The sequence below is a fragment of the Chlorogloea sp. CCALA 695 genome (assembly GCF_003003885.1).
Taxonomy (GTDB): domain Bacteria; phylum Cyanobacteriota; class Cyanobacteriia; order Cyanobacteriales; family Chroococcidiopsidaceae; genus Aliterella.
The window spans coordinates 38,632-56,748 of sequence record NZ_PVWN01000026.1 but is presented as its reverse complement, the minus strand read 5'-3'; the positions used below and the strand labels follow the sequence as shown (position 1 = coordinate 56,748).

20 protein-coding genes and 1 tRNA gene are annotated in these 18,117 nt (G+C 42.0%); 6 read left to right on the top strand and 15 right to left on the bottom strand.

What is annotated here, in order from left to right; all coding sequences use genetic code 11:
- Window positions 1-595: 595 nt before the first annotated feature.
- On the top strand, window positions 596-1,606 hold the full coding sequence (locus tag C7B70_RS14515; RefSeq protein WP_233220938.1) for an AEC family transporter: 1,011 nt from the start codon (window positions 596-598) through the stop codon (window positions 1,604-1,606).
- A 7-nt stretch (window positions 1,607-1,613) separates the two neighbouring features.
- On the opposite strand, the gene C7B70_RS14510 is transcribed toward C7B70_RS14515, so the two are convergent.
- From C7B70_RS14510 to C7B70_RS14490, 5 genes are all read right to left on the bottom strand, one after another.
- Window positions 1,614-2,972, bottom strand: a complete 1,359-nt coding sequence (locus C7B70_RS14510) for an ABC transporter substrate-binding protein (RefSeq protein ID WP_199192271.1) — start codon at window positions 2,970-2,972, stop codon at window positions 1,614-1,616.
- A gap of 304 nt (window positions 2,973-3,276) precedes the next feature.
- On the bottom strand, window positions 3,277-3,999 hold the full coding sequence (locus C7B70_RS14505; protein ID WP_106369739.1) for an MgtC/SapB family protein: 723 nt from the start codon (window positions 3,997-3,999) through the stop codon (window positions 3,277-3,279).
- A 70-nt stretch (window positions 4,000-4,069) separates the two neighbouring features.
- Window positions 4,070-4,600, bottom strand: a complete 531-nt coding sequence (locus tag C7B70_RS14500) for a hypothetical protein (protein ID WP_233220937.1) — start codon at window positions 4,598-4,600, stop codon at window positions 4,070-4,072.
- Window positions 4,601-4,700: 100 nt separating this feature from the next.
- Window positions 4,701-6,131: a serine/threonine-protein kinase gene (locus C7B70_RS14495; RefSeq protein WP_106369738.1), complete on the bottom strand. Its 1,431-nt coding sequence runs from the start codon at window positions 6,129-6,131 to the stop codon at window positions 4,701-4,703.
- An 85-nt stretch (window positions 6,132-6,216) separates the two neighbouring features.
- Window positions 6,217-7,227: a LysR family transcriptional regulator gene (locus tag C7B70_RS14490; RefSeq protein ID WP_106369737.1), complete on the bottom strand. Its 1,011-nt coding sequence runs from the start codon at window positions 7,225-7,227 to the stop codon at window positions 6,217-6,219.
- A gap of 328 nt (window positions 7,228-7,555) precedes the next feature.
- Here C7B70_RS14490 and C7B70_RS14485 point away from each other — a divergent pair, with 328 nt between their 5' ends.
- From C7B70_RS14485 to C7B70_RS14475, 3 genes are all read left to right on the top strand, one after another.
- A complete protein-coding gene (locus C7B70_RS14485; RefSeq protein WP_106369736.1) occupies window positions 7,556-8,425 on the top strand; it encodes an SDR family oxidoreductase in 870 nt (289 codons plus the stop codon).
- Entirely contained in the window at window positions 8,415-9,020 is a 606-nt protein-coding gene (locus C7B70_RS14480; protein ID WP_233220936.1) for a molybdenum cofactor guanylyltransferase, read from the top strand. Before C7B70_RS14485 ends, C7B70_RS14480 begins: the two co-directional genes overlap by 11 nt.
- Before the next feature lie 108 nt (window positions 9,021-9,128).
- A complete protein-coding gene (locus C7B70_RS14475) occupies window positions 9,129-10,358 on the top strand; it encodes an inorganic phosphate transporter (protein ID WP_106369735.1) in 1,230 nt (409 codons plus the stop codon).
- 59 nt (window positions 10,359-10,417) lie between these two features.
- On the opposite strand, the gene C7B70_RS14470 is transcribed toward C7B70_RS14475, so the two are convergent.
- Window positions 10,418-10,969: a Rieske 2Fe-2S domain-containing protein gene (locus C7B70_RS14470; RefSeq protein ID WP_106369734.1), complete on the bottom strand. Its 552-nt coding sequence runs from the start codon at window positions 10,967-10,969 to the stop codon at window positions 10,418-10,420.
- A 114-nt stretch (window positions 10,970-11,083) separates the two neighbouring features.
- On the opposite strand from C7B70_RS14470, the gene C7B70_RS14465 reads away from it, so the two are divergent.
- Window positions 11,084-11,749: an SDR family oxidoreductase gene (locus tag C7B70_RS14465; RefSeq protein WP_106369733.1), complete on the top strand. Its 666-nt coding sequence runs from the start codon at window positions 11,084-11,086 to the stop codon at window positions 11,747-11,749.
- 288 nt (window positions 11,750-12,037) lie between these two features.
- Here the strand turns inward: C7B70_RS14465 and C7B70_RS28770 are convergent, their stop codons facing one another.
- The 7 genes from C7B70_RS28770 to C7B70_RS14430 all read right to left on the bottom strand — a co-directional run bounded on the left by C7B70_RS28770 (window position 12,038) and on the right by C7B70_RS14430 (window position 17,367).
- Entirely contained in the window at window positions 12,038-12,262 is a 225-nt protein-coding gene (locus C7B70_RS28770; RefSeq protein WP_106369732.1) for a WG repeat-containing protein, read from the bottom strand.
- Window positions 12,263-13,237, bottom strand: coding sequence for an alpha/beta fold hydrolase (locus C7B70_RS14455; protein ID WP_106369731.1), 975 nt, complete (start codon window positions 13,235-13,237; stop codon window positions 12,263-12,265).
- Between the two features lie 179 nt (window positions 13,238-13,416).
- On the bottom strand, window positions 13,417-14,667 hold the full coding sequence (locus C7B70_RS14450) for an ATP phosphoribosyltransferase regulatory subunit (RefSeq protein WP_106369730.1): 1,251 nt from the start codon (window positions 14,665-14,667) through the stop codon (window positions 13,417-13,419).
- Complete coding sequence (locus C7B70_RS14445) at window positions 14,664-15,596, bottom strand: J domain-containing protein (protein ID WP_106369729.1); 933 nt, start codon at window positions 15,594-15,596, stop codon at window positions 14,664-14,666. The genes C7B70_RS14450 and C7B70_RS14445 overlap by 4 nt, the downstream gene beginning before the upstream one ends.
- Before the next feature lie 91 nt (window positions 15,597-15,687).
- Complete coding sequence (locus C7B70_RS14440; RefSeq protein WP_106369728.1) at window positions 15,688-16,515, bottom strand: inositol monophosphatase family protein; 828 nt, start codon at window positions 16,513-16,515, stop codon at window positions 15,688-15,690.
- Between the two features lie 2 nt (window positions 16,516-16,517).
- Window positions 16,518-17,009: a thermonuclease family protein gene (locus tag C7B70_RS14435; RefSeq protein WP_106369727.1), complete on the bottom strand. Its 492-nt coding sequence runs from the start codon at window positions 17,007-17,009 to the stop codon at window positions 16,518-16,520.
- Complete coding sequence (locus tag C7B70_RS14430; RefSeq protein WP_106369726.1) at window positions 16,999-17,367, bottom strand: 2Fe-2S iron-sulfur cluster-binding protein; 369 nt, start codon at window positions 17,365-17,367, stop codon at window positions 16,999-17,001. The genes C7B70_RS14435 and C7B70_RS14430 overlap by 11 nt, the downstream gene beginning before the upstream one ends.
- Window positions 17,368-17,440: 73 nt before the next feature.
- On the opposite strand from C7B70_RS14430, the gene C7B70_RS14425 reads away from it, so the two are divergent.
- Window positions 17,441-17,525: transfer RNA gene (locus C7B70_RS14425), tRNA-Ser, on the top strand.
- Between the two features lie 37 nt (window positions 17,526-17,562).
- On the opposite strand, the gene C7B70_RS14420 is transcribed toward C7B70_RS14425, so the two are convergent.
- On the bottom strand, window positions 17,563-17,775 hold the full coding sequence (locus tag C7B70_RS14420; RefSeq protein WP_106369725.1) for a hypothetical protein: 213 nt from the start codon (window positions 17,773-17,775) through the stop codon (window positions 17,563-17,565).
- The gene (locus C7B70_RS14415; protein ID WP_106369724.1) at window positions 17,772-18,116 is read right to left on the bottom strand and encodes a hypothetical protein; all 345 of its coding nucleotides are present in this window, start codon (window positions 18,114-18,116) and stop codon (window positions 17,772-17,774) included. The genes C7B70_RS14420 and C7B70_RS14415 overlap by 4 nt, the downstream gene beginning before the upstream one ends.
- Window position 18,117 lies beyond the last annotated feature (1 nt).

Sequence of the window (18,117 nt, the reverse complement as noted above, 5' to 3'; positions counted from 1 at the left end):
AACTCTAATCGGATATTTATAAAATGAGAATAGGTGATTTCAAAGCTTGCCATAGAAATATAAAAATCCTCAGCTAAGTATCTCCATAGTTAAAATTAGTTTAAAATCAGCAATTTTAGCTAAAACATTTTATAAAAAGTTTACCTAAGCTATTGAAAAGGCTTGATTAACTGATTTTAAGACAAGCTAAAACACCGTTAAATATAATACTTAAGAACAATCAACTATCTCTAAAGCACTCAATTTATTGCTAGTTTATTTAGGCAGATATTGCTTTGAAATTGTCTAACAATTACTGATTTTTGGTTGATTTATACAAGCGACACTATTCTCAATCGCAGATTAAAAGATATGCGATTCAAATGGTGTTTTCTTTACAAAAAATTAATCATTGTCGATAACTACCATTTTAAAGACAAAAAGACCTAAGACGGAAAGAAGAACTTTGCCGATTTTATTAAAAATTTTGACTTAAAAACTTGTAAATCAATTGTCAGCTAATCACAGAGTTACCTTTAGCTTCTTCAAATTCTAACAAATAAACATTTTTCAAATGATACATCTTAGCTGTTAGCTGGTAAGTAAAATGTGGGTAATGACAACAAGTATTTTGTGGACAAGTTTAGGAATACTACTCTTTCGGTTACAGTTTTTGCCATTAAGAGAAAATTTACCTCGGTTACTAGGTCGCAGTTTGTACTGGGTAGGAGTACCAATGCAAATTTTAGCGCTAGCTCGACGCTCAGATTTTTCTAAAGCTATGTGGTTGCCGCCAGTAATTACGCTAGAAGTACTGCTACTGGGTTTTGGTTTGGCGCTCTTGAGTCTGTATTTGCATAGCTTAGTTTCACATTCATTAAAAAACGATAACGCGTTAAGCCCGCACCAAGCTATTCCTTTAGCTGAGAGTATTAAGTGGGGAGGACTACCAGTTGTCAGGAAGTTATTTCCAAAACAGCGATCGGGCAAGGGCAGTTTTGTTTTGGCATCTATGCTGGGTAATACTGGTTTTATCGGACTTGCGATCGCACCAGCTTTTGTCGATCCAGCTTATTTAGGTTGGGTGGTACTTTACGGCGTTACTCACAACTTACTAGGAAGTTACGGCTTAGGAGTAGTCCTTGCCAGCTATTTTGGCAGACAAGCGCAGAAAAATCAGTGGTGGATGCAGTTGCGTGATGTGATGTGCGTTCCTTCACTTTGGGCTTTTGCAATTGGCTACTTGAGCCGTTATCTAGAGTTTCCCCCCTTAATGGAATGGGGAATCCAAACTTCTTTATTATTCGTAATTCCTGGGGCTTTTCTGTTGATAGGAATGCAATTAAGCAAACTCCAGGGAATTAAAAGTTTCCACGCTGCTGTAATTCCTGCTGTTTTAAAAATATTAGTGCTACCAGGACTAGCAGGAATAGTTTTGACTTATTTTGGCGTAACTGGAGATGCGCGCTTTGCTTTAGTTTTGATGTCAGGAATGCCTACTGCCTTCGCCAACTTAATTCTGGCTGAAGAGTACAACTTAGATCGGCAACTGGCAGCCAGTAGTATTGTCCTGTCTACACTTGCATTCCCATTAATGATTCCCTTGTGGCTCGTCTTATTTAAATAAAAGAGTTTTACGGTTTAAACGGTGCAAAATCGTAACCTGTGGCAGAATTCTTACCTGGTCGAATTTTAACTAAAGTACCTGATGCGTTGCGATCGCCTGTAGGCAGAAACTTGACTGTACCTGTTGCCCCATTGATAGAGAAGCCTGAATTAGACAATGCCTTTTGCAGTTGTTCGCGGCTATTACCAGATCTCAATCCAGCGATCACCGCTTGAGTCGCATCATAAGCCGTTGCCGTCCGCCAACTCCCTGCTCCCCCCCAAAACTTTTTTGCCTTGAGTGCAAAGGGATTTCCTGGAATTGCTGTCGGATGCCATGCTACCGCAAGTACCATACCATTGAGATCGACTTGTCCTTGCTTTAAAGTCTCGTAGGTATACATCGTATGACTACCGAGTAAAGGCAGCCGCCCTTTATTAGCTCGCGCTACATCTACACCTTGATTCAGCTTATCTACTGAAGGGGCTAACAACAAGCTATCTGCTCCATCACTAATCGCTTGCGATGAAACTTCTTGCGGATCGAAGTTTGGATCGGAAAAATCACAAGTTGTATTAGTTACTTTACCGCCCTTTTCAAATACAGCCGCAATAAACTCTTCTTTGAAAGACTTACTAGCTTCAGCTTTGGAATCGGCACAAATCGCAATATTAGCTTTGCGAGCCTCAATAACTGCATAATTTGCCAGCGTGCTAGCTAGAAATCTAGTATTCGGGGTAGTACGAAATATATGATTACCAATACCAGACAAGTTTCTGGCTACGCTAGTGGGAGAAATCATCACTAAGCCGCCCTGTTGATAAACAGGAGCAGCAGCAATTGAGGCATCGCTAGAATTGTGTCCAATGATAGCCAAAATACTTGCATCTTTAACTAACTCTGTAGCAATTTGGGTGGCGATCGCCTGATCGTTATCATCGTTAGCAATCTCCACCTGCAATAAATTCCCCCCAATGCCACCAGCATTATTTACCTCGTATTGGGCTTGAGCTACGCCTCTTAGTATTTCTCTAGATACATTTAAATTGCCGCCAATTGGCACGATTACTGCAATTTTTACAACATTACCTATTTGGGCTGCTTTAGCATTGCTTAAATAAATCCATCCTTCTGGATCGTTACGATTCATCTGTAAAGATGAGTTAAACTTATCGATTGCAGTGGCAACATCTTGTTTGGCAAAAGCTTGAACTCCAGCCTGTTTATCTGGACTATTATCGGCTGTAATTAAAACTTTATTAGCTAGACTAATCCGCCTCTGAATAGATTTATTACTACTATTAAAATTAAACAAGCTAGCAAGTGGTGATTGACCTTGATTTGATTGATTTGCGCGATCATTACGGTTATTTAACCAAAAAATCAAAGGGCCGATACCGATCAAACAAAAGACAAGGAAATAAATAGCAATAAATTTATTTATCTTTTTGCGTGGTATTGGTTGACTGGTATCCAACGTACTACTCTCAGGGCTAGAGGTAGTTTGATTATTCTTGTTTGAGAGCTTGGTCAATTTCGCTTACCTTGTATTGACAACCTTACACACTACCCCTATCTTATCTAGGATTCCAAGCGTATTTCTACGGATAACTAGCTCCGTATACAAATTTTCTCCTTAGAGGGCTTAAGCAAATTTACGTAGATTTAGAAGAGGGGGGCAAAAATAATTTTTACTCAGCTTCTTGAGAAACAAATTCCCAACTTACTTTACTAACTTTTGCTTTCAGCTTAAGTTTACTAACAAGTTCTTCTAAAAGTAAATCGTTGCGCCCTTCTGTCAAAATATTTGCCTTAATTTCTACCAAAGTGGGATTATTTATGTCTTTACTATCGATATTTTTGCTATAGAAAGCATCAAGAATCAAAACACCATCATGTACTGCTTGAGATAGCAAAGCCCGAACATCAGCTTCATCCTCTCGTTCGCAAACGATGCGGCAGCGATAGCGAGTTTCTGTTTTTGTTTGAGCGAGCGTTTCTCCATTTAGTTGTTGCACAAACTGAACTAGCGGTGTTAGTAGTAGATTTGCCGCGATTACGGCTAAAGCACCCACGTAAGCTTGAAATAAAAATCCCGCACCAATTAAGCTACCCACTGCCGCCGCACACCATAAAGTCGCAGCAGTATTTAAGCCGCGAACGCTAGAACCTTCTCGTAAAATTACACCTCCCCCCAGAAAGCCAACTCCAGAAACTACTTGGGCAGCTACCCTTGTGGGACTAGCATCGCCTACAACCATTCCCGACAACATGACAAACATTGACGAGCCAATAGATACCAAAACATTCGTTTTGAGAACTGACTTAGTTTGTCGCCATTGTCTTTCAATGCCAATTGCTGCACCCAAGATGAATGCAAGTATCAAGCGGATCGTAAAATCTATCCATGTCATTAGTTTAAAGTCCAACCTTGGCTAAGAGTATTATGGCAGTGGAACAAAGTCATAACCAGCACCAGAACGTTTACCAGGAAAAATTTGCACCAGTTGCACTGGGGTATTGCGATCGCCTGATGGTAAAAATCGTACATTTCGCCCCAGGAGGACTAAATTTTGGTGACAGCAAAGCTTGTTGGACTCCCACGCGAGTTGGATCTTGGGCGATCGCCGCAATCAAAGCTACGGTTGCATCATAAGCTAAAGCCGTGCGCCAACTGACATCGCCTACCCACAATTGCCGAGACTCGCGGACATCAGGATCGCTACCAATCGGTACAGAGGCGGCAATTGTGTAACTTGTAGCTGCGCCAATTCGGGCATTATTCAAATAAATTAAAGCTTCTGGATCGTTTTTCTGGTTTTGTAGAGATGTTTGCATAACAATTGCTTTACTATAGTCTCCTTGAGAAATTGCCTCGATACCCTCCTCTTTCGCTGGGCTTATTTCTGGTAGCAAACTTCTCTCGCCCAAACTAATCCGGTTTGATGTTGATTGGTTAGTGCTGGGGTTGGGGTAACAATCTTTCCATCTCTTGAAAAGTAATTGAAAACCCAAATTCCTACGCTTCCCAACCCTAATGTTATTAATAGAGCCAAGACCAGAACAACAGTTTCATTTTTGGGCTGAGACATAGGTGATTGGTAGTGCTATTCGATTACAATATCCGGGAAAGTAATTTATAAATTAAACGAAATATTGCTGTTAAAGCGATCGCAACTAATGCTCCAACTATCGCTAATATTAATACCGCTTGCACTGCTCCAATTCCTTGAAAGCTACTCACAGTTGCGTTTAAACCTGGCAAGAATAATACCAGCCCCAAAGTAATACCAGCAATAATTAATAAATCTACCTTTTCAATCCAGCGCCGCCACTGCACAAACATTAGCGCCCCTAGTAATACTAACCACGCTCCCGTACTAATTAAAGTTGTGCCTAAAAGACTCAATAGAGCGATCGCAATTAACCCCCCTTCAAACCCAGTAAAAGCGCCACTACCTAATAATTCCCAGGTTGAAAAAGAGGGACGCGACTGCTGCCTAACAGGGGCAGGAGTGGGGGGAGGTGTAGCAATTGGTGCGGGGGTCGTAATAGGTGCTAATGGTTGGCTAGGGTTCGCTACAGGGTTAAGCGGTGGGGTAGTTATTGCCAGGGCTTCTATTGCTGCTTGAGCCGATGAAAAACGTTGATTTGGTGCAGCCTGGAGCATTTTATCTAATACATTTGCTAGCGTTGGGCTAATCGTTACTTCCTGTTGCCAACTCCATTGATTGCTGTAACTATCCAACAATTGGGTTGCTTCTTTACCCGTTAGCAACATCACACAAGTAACCGCTAAAGCATATAAATCGGTAGATGGGTAAACTTGTTTGCCAGACATCTGCTCTGGGGGTGCAAATCCCATTGAATAAATGCCCGTAGAAGCGCTATTTGTGGCGGTGCTGGCTACTTGCTTGACTGCGCCAAAATCTAACAAATATAAGCGCCCGTTTTTGTGACGCATGATATTTGAGGGTTTAATATCTCGATGAATTGAGCCGCTATTGTGGACAAATTCTAAGATTTTAAGAACTTCTAATAGTACCTCCATCACCTTAGCTTCGGAAAACTTGCCTTTTTCTTGCAATTCTTCTTCTAAGTTTTTGCCATCAATGAATTCTTGAACTAAATAAAAAAACTGCTCTTGTTTGGGAGGTTGGAGACTGGGAACTGTTAAATCGAAAAAAGCAAATAAATCGGGAATTTGGTTATTTTGACTGCCAATAAGTTCCAACACCTCCGCTTCGCGTTCAAATAGTTTTTGCGCCGTGTCTAATTGCTCTGTTGTTAGCTCCCCGGAAGGTTTAAATTGCTTAACTACACACTTACGAAAACCTGGAGTGTAGCGCGCGCGCGCCAAAAACGCCGCTCCAAATCCCCCTTTTCCTAACAATTTTGATGGTATGTATTGCTCCAACAAGAATAATGGCATCCCGCAAGTAGTACAATACTTTTGCTTTGTCGTCTTCAAAGTTGCCGGATCGTCTAAATCAGCAAAGTTATTTTGCGGATGGGGACAAGTCCAACGGGTGCAATAGACTTCCATAAATAGTTATTAGCTTGACGGTAGCAATAAGCAAGTTATTTGTTTATAACTTATGCAGATTAACTTTTAGCTAAATAGTGATTTGTTACGCTTGGGTAGAGATTGAGCGATCGCGCACATCTTCCTCAACTTCAGTAACTAAGGGCGGGACTTTTAAAACCTCCTGATTCCATCCTGGGGTGGCAAATTGCGGTAACACTTCTTTGCTAAACGCTTCCGCCGCTTTCGACCTGTAACGATTGGGATTAAAAATTAGCCACAGCGTCCGTTTAACTACTACTCCCTCAATGGGGGTGCAGTGCAGTACATCCATTTGCAACTCTTTGGCGATCGCGCTCAATGACACAAAAGCCGCTCCTAACCCCGACTGCACGGCGTTTTTAATTGCTTCAATAGAATTAAGTTCCATTTCTATTTTCAAGCGGCGGGTGTCAATTTCACAGCGAGTCAAGACTTGATCGATCACTTTACGAATTGTCGATTGCGAATCAAGAGCAATAAATTGTAACTTGTACAGATCGTCTCTTTGAATTGTGTCCAGTTTGGCAAAGGGATGAAACACAGGCAAAATTAGCGCCAATTCATCTTCAGCGTAGGGAATAACCTCTAAAGATTCTTGCAATTCTGCTGGTACTTCGCCGCCAATAATTGCTAAATCTACCTGCCCATTGGCAACGCTCCAGGCTGTGCGCCGGGTAGAATGGACGTGTAACTGAACGGCAACATCAGGGTACTTTTGTCTAAATAAGCCAATCATTTGCGGCAATAGATAAGTCCCGGTAGTTTGCGATGCGCCGACAATTAAAGTCCCGCCTTGAAGATTCTGCAAGTCTTCAATCGCGCGGCAAGTTTCTTGACACAAAGTTAAGATTTTTTCGCCATAACTAAGCAAAAGATGACCAGCTTCAGTTAACTGCGCCCGTCGCCCACCACGATCAAATAAAGGTACATCTAATTGCCTTTCTAAGTTTTGAACTTGAAGACTGACGGCGGGTTGAGAAACGTATAAACTATCGGCGGCACGCTTGAAGCTTCCTTCCGCCGCGATCGCTTTAAGAATGCGTAACTGATCTAAAGTGAAAGGAAGGTCAGACATACAGCTACCAAGATTAAAAAAAGCGGAAAATCTGCCTTGAAGGTTTCTTTTGACAGATTACAAGAAAAAAGCAATAAACCACTACCGTTGCTAAGGTTTAGACTTTGGTTAGCTACTCAGGTTAAGAGATTGCTCTAAAAACTGACACTAGCACAATGCTATTGACTTTAGTCTGCTATTGACAGCTTGGGTTGATAGTTCTGCGGAAACGGGCAAGAATAATCTTTTACTAGCTTATTACAAAGCCTGAACCAAAAATCGCTAATCATTATTTAACTGTCTTTGGCGTATTCCGCTAAAATATGCTGGATAAAAGAGGATAAATTAAATGTTTTTAGTTACAGGCGCAAGTGGAGATATAGGACAAAGAGTTGTACGCCTACTACGGCAAAAAGAAGCACCTGTGCGCTCTTTTGTCCGCCTAAATTCTCGCTACGGTGAACTAGAAAACCGAGGGAGTGAAATATTTATTGGTGACTTGATTGAGCCAAAAGATATTTCTAAAGCTTGTCTAGGAATAAAATATATTATCAGCGCTCATGGTAGCGGTGGCGATGCTTTAGCTTTAGACTATCGCGCCAATATTGAATTAATCGATCGCGCCGTAGAGTTTGGAGTAGAGCATTTTGTATTTATTTCCGTACTGGGAGCAGATCGCGGTTACGAAGACGCACCAGTATTTAAGGCAAAGCGCGCTGTAGAAAAATACTTACAATCTAGCGGCTTAAATTACACTATTTTGCGCCCCGCAGGTTTGAGTTCAAATTTATTACCTTTAGCAGAGAGATTTCAGCAAACAGGCATATATTTACTAATAGGAGACTCTAAAAGTCGCACTTCAATTGTTAGCACCGATGACTTAGCATGGATGGCGGTAGATTCGGTGAGTAATACCGCCGCTTGCAACCAAATCTTCGCCGTCGGTGGCCCAGAGATTTTACAAAGAGCAGATATACCCCAGATTTTTAGTCGCATTTATCAGCGCCAAGCAATTATTATTAACCCACCGTTGGCTGTAGTTGATGGTGTGCGCGCCGCCCTTGGTTTATTTAACACTGACGCGGAAAAGGCTTTTGGCACTTTTCGCACGTTGCTTAACAACGAGTTTTTCTGTACTCCGGCTGAAATTGAGCGTTTGGAACAAATATTTAAGCTCAAATTAGAAACTTTGGAGCTTTTTTTAAGGCGTGAACAATAATGTCGATTTTCCCCTAACTGGGATCGTCTTGGCCGGGGGTAAAAGTTCACGCATGGGGACAGATAAGGCTTTGCTACTTATTGACGAAGTACCGATGTTACGCCTAGTATGTGATCGCGCTCTTTCAATATGCGATCGCCTGCTTGTGGTCACACCTTGGCAAGAGCGCTATCAGCCCTTATTACTAGATAAATGTCAATTTATCCGCGAAGTGCAGCCTCAAGGAGCAGCTACCGCCCCCATACTCGGCTTTGCTCAAGGACTTGCTCAAGTTAATACCGATTGGGTACTACTACAAGCGGTAGATTTACCAGCGTTGCCAAAGGAAGTGTTGCAATCTTGGGTAACGCAACTAAATAATTGCAACGCGATCGCCCTTTTACCTCGCCATACCAAAGGTTGGGAGCCATTATGCGGTTTTTATCGCCGTGACTGTTTAAGCTCGCTGACAAGCTTCATTAACACTGGTGGGCGATCGTTTCAACACTGGCTCAAACCCCAATTCGTCCAAGTTCTAACTGTACCCGATGCTCAAATGCTTTTTAATTGCAATACCCCAGAGGATCTGGCAGCAATAAATAAAAGGCGTTGCTGAATTGGTAATTGGTAATTGGTAATGCAGTAGGAATGAGGAGGAGACAGAAGAATGGTCAAAAGGAGAAATCATCATATTTTCAGCAACGCCAAATAAAAAAGTAATTAAATGATTTTTATCGTAGCTTTCTTAGCTTTTTACGTCGCTTGGAATTTAGGGGCGAACGATGTAGCCAATTCGATGGGAACATCGGTAGGTTCTAAAGCGGTTACTCTGCGTCAAGCCTTGGTAATAGCCGGAGTATTAGAGTTTACAGGAGCCGTATTATTTGGGCAAGAAGTATCGCAAACCTTAGCCACCGAAATTGTTAACCCAGCTTTATTTACTGACGCACCGCAAGTATTACTCCTGGGGATGACTTCAGTTTTAATCGCCTGTGGCGCGTGGCTGCAAATTGCCACCAGTCGCGGCTTACCTGTAGCATCATCTCATGCTGTAGTTGGTGCGATCGCCGGGTTTAGTGTTTGCTCGGTAGGAATAAACGCGATCGCCTGGTCATCTATTGGTTTAATTACTTTAGGTTGGATAATTACACCAATACTTAGCGCCGTAATCGCCGCTTTACTGTACAAAACTATTAAATACTGGATTTTAGATCGAACTAACAAAATAACGCAGCTAGAGGAGTGGATTCCCTGGCTGAGTGTCGCTTTAGTAGGAGTATTTGGCGTAATTGTTTTCCCAACGATTACTAACACGCCCTTAATTGCTAATTTACCCATTCCTCGCCAAGATGTTGCTCTAGCAATTGGTGGATTTGCGGCTATAGGTATTACTTTCAATGCTTGGCGACAGTTAGCCGCCGATAACACCCCAAACGATGCTATGGTTGTCGAGCGCCAATTAGCCTTCTTTCAACTATTAAGTGCTTGCTTTGTCGCCTTCGCTCATGGTTCTAACGATGTCGGAAATGCGATCGCGCCATTAGCCGTAATTATTTATATCATCAATACTGGTAGCGTTCCCCAAGGTTTTTTAACTATTCCGTTGTGGATTTTGGTACTTGGCGGCGCAGGAATTGTAGCGGGTTTAGCGGTTTGGGGTGAAAAAGTTATTGCTACTATTGGCTCAAGTATTATTTCCTTGCAACCTAGCGGTGGTTTTTGTGCGGAACTTGCAACCGCGACAACAATTTTACTTGCTTCACGCTTGGGTTTACCCGTTTCTACTTCTCATGCTTTAGTGGGCGGCCTTGTGGGAATTGGCTTAGTACAGAACTATAAATCAATTCAATTTTCAACATTAAAAAATATTGCTAAAGCATGGATAGTTACTATCCCGATTAGCGCCGCCTTAAGTGCAGGTTTGTTTAGCTTGGCAAAGTGGTTATTTTTGTAGGGGTACTAAAAATTAATCATAAGTGGGAGACGCACCTTGCTAGCAGATAAAGTAAAATCTTAGCGGGGATCGATAGCTGGAGATAGTTCTACCAGCCGAACCTGGTTTTGCTTAACAATTGCCGTAATAATGGGGAGAGATCGACGGGCTGGGCCTTTTACAACGCGCCCTTGAGCATCGTACTGAGAGCCGTGACATGGGCAAACAAAGCGGTTTTCTGTAGATTGCCACGCTACTGTGCAGCCAAGATGCGTACAAATAGGTCTAATTGCATAAGGGGCAATTTGTTGTTTTTCGGTAATAACTAGGTAAGCGCGATCGCGGTTCGGTAATCCTTGGACTAAAACAGGCACATTTGGTTTAATTTGAGTGAGCAAAACATCAACTTGGATAGGTTTTTCTTGAGTATCTTGAGCTTGTACTCCTGGTAAATAGTCTTTGCAACGTGAATTGAGGGGAAACCTTGAGCAGAGATATTCTAAACTCAGTTCTCGACTTTTGGCAGAAGCTATAGAACCAAAGATCAGGCTACTAGATGCGCCTCCAGCAAGATAACGCAAAAAGCGGCGGCGCGATTGACTAATGCTTTGAGTACGGGGCAAATAAATCATAGAACAGAACCCTGTGTAACTGCTTTAATAGTAAAGCCACGATCGCATTGTAGTGAACTGCCCTAAACGTTGCGTTATTGTGGGAAATAATCAACCTTTGCAGTAGCGCGTTTTATGGCAACGTATCTAGTTACAGGAGCCAATCGTGGCATCGGCTACGAATATTGCCGTCAGCTTCAATCAAGAGGAGATAGTGCGATCGCAGTTTGTCGGCAGACAACAGTAGAATTGAAGGCGCTAGGAATCAGAGTAGAAGAAAACATCGATATAACTTCTGATGATTCTGTCGCCAACTTGCACAAGAAGCTAAGAGAAACCCAGATTGATGTCTTAATTAATAACGCGGCGATCGCCAAGAGCGTAACATTACAACATCTCGACTTTGACAGTATCCGAGAACAGTTTGAAGTCAATGCCCTAGGCGCGTTGCGGGTAACACAGGTATTACTTCCTCGCCTTAAAGTGGGTGGAAAGGTCGTAATGATGACAAGTCGCATGGGGTCAATAGCTGATAATACTTCTGGCAGTTCTTACGGCTATCGGATGTCTAAAGTTGCGCTATCTATGGCAGGTAAATCGCTCTCCCATGACCTCAAACCACGAGGTATTGCTGTGGCTATCCTGCATCCAGGCTTGGTACAGACTCGGATGACAAATTTTACAGCAAACGGCATCACGCCCGAAGTATCGGTACGAGGATTATTAGCGCGAATTGATGAGCTGACGCTAGAAAATACGGGTACTTTTTGGCACAGCAATGGAGAGGTGCTGCCTTGGTAATATGCTATCCCGGTAGGTAGTGAGTAAAGAACCCAAAATTTGTAGATGTTGTCCTACCTACAGCCAAATACTAATTTACGGGCGATTCCGGGTTTTGAGAATCAACTTATCGGAGTAAGTAATATTCTTTGCCTGTTGGCGATCGCCATAACCACTCAGTAGGTTCCTATCTCTGTAAGTTATCGTGGTATGTACTGTAATCTTTAACATCCCATTGCCTACCATAATACTTAACGCGATCGCCTGGACGCAATTCCTGAAGTCTAGTTCCAGTAGTAGTTAACATAATTATTGTCCAATTTGAACTACTGCTAATCCTTCAGAAAAGTCTGCACAAGCAGAAAACCTGCATTTTACAACTGCTTTTCCTATCTTATTAATATAACCACATTTATCTTTGACCTTCACTGCTGCTAGTCCTTCAGAAAAGCTGTTTGCTTCACTAAATATCGGTTTAATTACTAACCGACCTCTTTTATAGAAAAGTTTATCCTGCGGGGTTTTGTAGTAAATTTACAGAATATTCTGATTTTTAGCAATGACAGTTTTCACAGCATCTACAATTATTTCTGGCTGATCTACCCATACAAAATGACTGCTTTTACTTGCGTCAACTTGCAAACAATTGGTTGATAACTTACCTAACTTACGGTGCATTTTATCTCGCAATTGATTAGCACCTTGCAAAGGAATAAAAAGAGTCCAAAAAGACGGCTTAAAGAAAGAACTAGATTTAATACTTACTATAGGCATTGTCCCCAGATGCTTTGTTTTACTGACTTGACGCGAACTGGTGTCTAAATTTACGATCTCTCGACTCATCGTAATCCAGTGTTTAGGACGACAAAAGGAACGTTTCACTTTAGCCAGCGAATCAGGAGGACATTGGCGAAGCTGGGGCTTTATTAGTTCAAATACTCCGCATACTTTCAGCAATCTAACAATCCCAATTGTTGAGCCTATAGTTGACATCACAAAACCGGAAAGAAAAAAGAGAAGCAATGCTTGTAACACCATAGACATCTTAAGCATTCCCGTTTCATGTAGTCCATCAGTAAGCACAATACCGACAACTTTTTCGGGAAACAAATGAGCATAGAGTCGTACATTGTAGCTGCCATAAGAATCTCCTACAAAAATGTATGGTGGCTCAATTCTCGCTTTCGTCAGTAAGATGTCTAATTCCTTAACAATTTGATGGCTGGTGCGAGGATGAAGGCTATAGTCGCTCCAGCCATATCCCGCCCGGTCGTAAATACATACTTGTCCAAGGAGTGCTAATTTATCAATTAAGAAATAACCTTCTACTCCTCCTAAGCTAGTCTCTACAACGATTGTTGGTTTAGCTTCTCCCTTTACACATAGATGTAACCGATATCCACCCACATCAATCATTTGACCAGGCGGTGGTTGCTTGTCTTCTAGCATAAGTGCGATCGCCTGATAAAGTGTTGTCGCAACTAACAATAAAACTTGGATTAATAGCATTTTTTCTGCTTATTTTCGCAATATTATTGTTATTGATCGGTAACGTGCTTTTAGCGCCATGCACTGTGCCAGTTTAGTAAGTCAATACTGACATCAGTTTCTATAAAATTCTCGCCAAAAGCGCGATAGCGCAAGCGCAGCCCAAAGGGATCGCGCTTTTAGGGCTAAGGCTTTGATGTTTAGATTTCTACGGGCGTAATCGGCCGCACGTTTAATGATTCAATCGTGGGCTTATCCCCAGCTTTAATCCAAGCAATCTGTCCAATTCGCTGACTACGGGCGTATTCGCGGATAGTGTCGCTGTTTCTTCCTTCTAACTCCATCTCTACTTGCACATGATGATGAGAACTTCTCAACTTCTGGGCGTAACTAAAAGCAGCGAAATAAGCATCGGGGTTTTCGGGAACTACTAGCCAATTACTAGCGGGTGTAAACTTGGGTAACTGATTGCTATCGAGCAACACTTGCTGTAACTGCTCAATATTGAGAGCAAAGCCAATTCCTGGGGATGACTCACCTTGGGGATGATAAAGACCTAATAAGCGATCGTAGCGTCCCCCCTGCCCTAATACATGAGTTTGGTTGCGATCGCTAACAACTTCAAAAACAATCCCCGTGTAGTAGTCCAAAGTTTGCACCAAACTTAAGTCTAAAATTAACGGAAACTGACTATTAGCTCCTTCATAGCATTGATCGAGCAGAGATATTAAAGATTTAAGGTGATGAACTGCCTCGATCTGCGATTCGTCTAAGTCTAGACTAGCAACGCGCTCTAGAACATCAGCAGGTTTACCGCGCAAGTCTAGCAATAGTAGACTTCGGGCTTTCAAAGCATCGCTTAACGGCAAATTTTCTAAAGTTACTCGATCTAGAGAAGCGATCGCTTTTCTCACCGTAGCTTGCAATGAAACCGGAAAAGGAGATAATAAACTCCGAGCGATTCCTGCCTCTCCCAAAATCAACCGCCATCCACTAGCTAATCCTAATTCTTGCAAACACTCCGCCACCAGCAATAGTATTTCCGCATCCGCAAGTCCACCTCCACCGCCTAACAACTCTACCCCTGCTTGATAAAATTCTTGCACTCGATTGTGAGAACTGCCTTTAGTGCGGCGAAACACATTAGCTATGTAGTACAATCTCTGCCCATGAGTTACTCCCGCCATGCGAGTTACAGCCGCTCTAGCAATGGAGGCTGTAAGCTCAGGACGCAAGCCCAATTCCTCCTCTAAGCCTTGCAACTGAATCACCGAGCGACGTTCAATTGCTCCCCCTGCCATCAGCGTATCTAATCGCTCTAAAGTTGAAGTAATAATTTGGTGATAGCCGTAACGTTGAAATACTTGCTGCAACCGCTCCTCAATCCAGTGTTTTTGAGTAACATCTAGCGGTAATAAATCTCTTGCGCCCGTAGGTGGTTGATAGATCATTTGTTTTTCTTCCCACCAAACAAACCACCAAACAAACCACCTTTTGGTTTGTCTGCGCCTTCTCCCGCCTTGTTGGCTGGACTTGTTTGTCCTGCTATTTTTGGTACAGCTTCTGCTAATACTTGTTTGCTTCTTAATGCCATTGGTTCATTAGGATTTAATTGCAAAGCTTTATTGATATGAACTTTAGCCATTGTTAATTGATTTTGCTTTAAATAAACTATTCCTATTAAGCTATGAGCCATAGGATTATTAGGTTCTAATTTCAAAGCATCTTGTAATTCTACTCTAGCGTGAGGGAAGTTATTTTTTTCCATCAATTTTTCAGCGCGGCGTAAGTATTGTTCCACTAGAGTTGCTGGGGTTTGCTCCGGCGGTGATGACGTTTGTTTGGGTTGCTCCGGCGATTTTTGCGTGGTACTTGGAAATGGTTGCGATACTGAACTAAATGCTTTGTTTGATTGACGCATCAAATACACTAAATTTAGTTCGCTAATTTCAGCAATAACTGTTTTAACTCGATCGAAGTCTTCGTATTGATTGAGAGCAAGTTGCCGCAGTTTATTTTGATAAATCTGTTCTATATTGTTTGTTTTAGCTAATTCTTGAGATGATTCGTGCTGTAATGAAGGATTTTGGTCTTGCTTCACCCGTTTGCTAATATCTTTTAACAGCACAAGGTATTCTGCACGAGAATGTTCTGTTGTAAATTTTTCGTAAGCTGGATTAACGATTTTAGAAAATAAATCGTTGGCTTTTTGTTTTTCCTCAATCTCTTTAGCTGCCGTACTATCAGGATGTAAAAGACGAGCAATTTTTAAGTATCGTTGGCGAATATCCTTAAAATTTGCATCAATAGGAACTCCTAAAACTGCATGGCAATCGGTAAAATCAAATTTGAATAGCCCAATATCAATATTTAAAGACATAAAACGCTGTTCGCTTGCCTGCCATAAAAGTTTATTTACGGGCGTTATACTCCCCTCTTAGCTAAGTCAAAACGGTAACATCTATTCCTGGCTATTTAGAAATTATATTGCTTATAGCTGATAAAGAAGGGACTTTTATTAGTTCCTGACTTAAACTGTGGTGAATCAAGCCATTAGTAGCCAAAATTCGCCCAGACTCAATACTCAATAAACTTTCATCATAGGCTGTAACTTTGCCCCCGGCTTCTTGGAGTAGAATTACCCCGGCGCTAATATCCCAAGGGGCAATTCCCCGCTCCCAGTAACCATCTAAACGCCCACAAGCAACGTGCGCCAAGTCTAGCGCCGCCGAGCCACTGCGCCGCACTCCTTGGGTAATATGGGTAAGGTGACAAAATTCGGCGTAATTATTATCTATTGTTTCGTGGCGATCGTAGGCAAACCCTGACACTAAAAGGCTTTCACTTAATTGATTTGTAGTAGAAACCTGAATTGGGCGACGATTTTTTGTCGCCCCTAGTCCCTTAGCAGCACGGAATAGTTCTTGATGAAAGGGATCGAAAATAACACCAACTTCAGGTACTCCAGCAATTAGTAGCCCAATAGAAACGGCAAAAAAGGGGTATTGATGAGCGTAATTAGTTGTGCCATCAAGTGGATCTATTGCCCATAAATATTCACTTTCGGCTAATCCTAGTTTGCCCGATTCTTCTGCGAGAATTGCATGAGTAGGAAAGTGTCGCTGTAAAATTTCTAAAACGACAGCCTCCGAGGCTTTATCAGCTACGGTAACTAAGTCGCCTGGGCGACCTTTTTGAGTTGCCGTACCAATATTACCTAAATAACTTAGCAAAACTTCACCCGCAGCGATCGCGGCTTCGGTAGCTATTTCTAAAAAACCTGATAATTGTGCTGTCATAGTTAGCGATACTTGGCGCGGAACTCGGTGGGGGTCAAAGTCATTGGTTGCTTGGGGTTCCAGATTCCCTGTTCTTGAAGTCTAGCCCATTGTTGGGCGTGAACTAAGCGGGTATCATGTTTATGATTTGGCGATTTTACTGCAACTAATACTACTCCTTGTTTTACCAAATATTCGTTTACTAAAAAGTCGCTCCATACGTAAGCCAAAGATCGCCCAAATTCATCTTGTTTTTGGTCGTCAAGCTCTAAAATCACCTGTTTATCAACGATTAGCTGGGTTAAAAAAGCTTTGGCTGCTTGTCCGTGTGGCTGTTGTTGCAAGTCGGGCGCGTCAATGCCAATTAACCTAACTTGTATAGTTTTATCATTGCTGACTACTTCTATAGTTTGTCCGCTAATTACGCGCTTTACTTTGACTTTTAACCCTTGAGGCTGGGTTGTGGTTTGACACCCGTTGAGAAGTAATAGAATAAAAAGAAATTTATTCCTCATCTATTGGCAAGCCTACTTTGACTTTACCTCTACCGAAGTATTGCCCAAACTGTAATTCGTATACTTCATCTTCGTCTTGGGTTTCTACTTCTAAGTCAGAGCGGGCATAGCTTACACACAATAGAGCATAGCCTTGTTTGCGTAATTCGTGGGATAGTCCCATCGCTTCGGGCTGATAGATTTCCCCAGATACCACCCGCACAGCGCAGACGGTACAAGCGCCATTGCGACACAAGTAAGGCAATTTTACCCCTTGATTCTCGGCGTTTTGCAAAATGTAGCTAGTTTCTGGTACTTGGAGGGTGTGTACTTGGTTAGAAATGCGATCGCGTATCTTAACTGTGAAGTAACGAGTCATAATTAAAGCAAATATTTTCGGCTTTATTTAATTTAGCGTCTCATTGCGTGTACAATTAGAATTCGCGACATCTGGAGAGGTGGCCGAGTGGTTGAAGGCGCAGCACTGGAAATGCTGTGTAGGGTAACTTATCGAGGGTTCGAATCCCTCCCTCTCCGTTTTTAAAAGCCTAAAAATATTTATCAAGCGATCGCGCTAGGTATCTAATTTGCTACTTTCTGATACAACACCTAACTTTGCTTTTTTTAATCGATAAACATTCAAAGGACTATTACGAATGTCTGCTTCGGCTAAAAAAATCGCTTCATCTAAAAGTAAATTGAGAGCATCAAACTGACGACAAACTTCGCGCATTTTCTCAATAGAGCGTCTTCTTGTTTCTGGATCGGGAATTCTTGGTTGGTTCATGACACATTCCAATTTCTCTTTGTATCTTGGACGCTGGCTTTAGCCGCCGCATTGGTAGCTTCTGCTTGCTCAATGGAATTTTCTAACAATTTTAAGATAGCAGAAGTAGCTAATGGTTGCGACTCATATACTCTTAAAAGTAAAGTATGAAGTCGAGAGTAAGACGTTGTTGCCCTCTCTCTAACCGTTTGGAGTTGTTCGAGTTCAGGTATTGTTTCTTCATTTTCACCGAAGCGCTCAAAAATAACTACTTCTGTAGCGGTGGCTTCATCAATACGCTCTAATAATTGTCTTTGCAAATCAAAAATGATTTTTACTGTAGAGTCTTTTAGCTTTGCCATA

What these genes read in the sequence shown, in the direction of transcription:
- C7B70_RS14430 (WP_106369726.1), bottom strand. Translation starts at nt 17,367, where the DNA reads ATGACTCGTTACTTCACAGTTAAGATACGCGATCGCATTTCTAACCAA.
- C7B70_RS14445 (WP_106369729.1), bottom strand. Translation starts at nt 15,596, where the DNA reads ATGTCTTTAAATATTGATATTGGGCTATTCAAATTTGATTTTACCGAT.
- C7B70_RS14485 (WP_106369736.1), top strand. Translation starts at nt 7,556, where the DNA reads ATGTTTTTAGTTACAGGCGCAAGTGGAGATATAGGACAAAGAGTTGTA.
- C7B70_RS14465 (WP_106369733.1), top strand. Translation starts at nt 11,084, where the DNA reads ATGGCAACGTATCTAGTTACAGGAGCCAATCGTGGCATCGGCTACGAA.
- C7B70_RS14495 (WP_106369738.1), bottom strand. Translation starts at nt 6,131, where the DNA reads ATGGAAGTCTATTGCACCCGTTGGACTTGTCCCCATCCGCAAAATAAC.
- C7B70_RS14435 (WP_106369727.1), bottom strand. Translation starts at nt 17,009, where the DNA reads ATGAGGAATAAATTTCTTTTTATTCTATTACTTCTCAACGGGTGTCAA.
- C7B70_RS14515 (WP_233220938.1), top strand. Translation starts at nt 596, where the DNA reads ATGACAACAAGTATTTTGTGGACAAGTTTAGGAATACTACTCTTTCGG.
- C7B70_RS14450 (WP_106369730.1), bottom strand. Translation starts at nt 14,667, where the DNA reads ATGATCTATCAACCACCTACGGGCGCAAGAGATTTATTACCGCTAGAT.
- C7B70_RS14420 (WP_106369725.1), bottom strand. Translation starts at nt 17,775, where the DNA reads ATGAACCAACCAAGAATTCCCGATCCAGAAACAAGAAGACGCTCTATT.
- C7B70_RS14415 (WP_106369724.1), bottom strand. Translation starts at nt 18,116, where the DNA reads ATGGCAAAGCTAAAAGACTCTACAGTAAAAATCATTTTTGATTTGCAA.
- C7B70_RS14475 (WP_106369735.1), top strand. Translation starts at nt 9,129, where the DNA reads ATGATTTTTATCGTAGCTTTCTTAGCTTTTTACGTCGCTTGGAATTTA.
- C7B70_RS14455 (WP_106369731.1), bottom strand. Translation starts at nt 13,237, where the DNA reads ATGCTATTAATCCAAGTTTTATTGTTAGTTGCGACAACACTTTATCAG.
- C7B70_RS14440 (WP_106369728.1), bottom strand. Translation starts at nt 16,515, where the DNA reads ATGACAGCACAATTATCAGGTTTTTTAGAAATAGCTACCGAAGCCGCG.
- C7B70_RS14505 (WP_106369739.1), bottom strand. Translation starts at nt 3,999, where the DNA reads ATGACATGGATAGATTTTACGATCCGCTTGATACTTGCATTCATCTTG.
- C7B70_RS14490 (WP_106369737.1), bottom strand. Translation starts at nt 7,227, where the DNA reads ATGTCTGACCTTCCTTTCACTTTAGATCAGTTACGCATTCTTAAAGCG.
- C7B70_RS14470 (WP_106369734.1), bottom strand. Translation starts at nt 10,969, where the DNA reads ATGATTTATTTGCCCCGTACTCAAAGCATTAGTCAATCGCGCCGCCGC.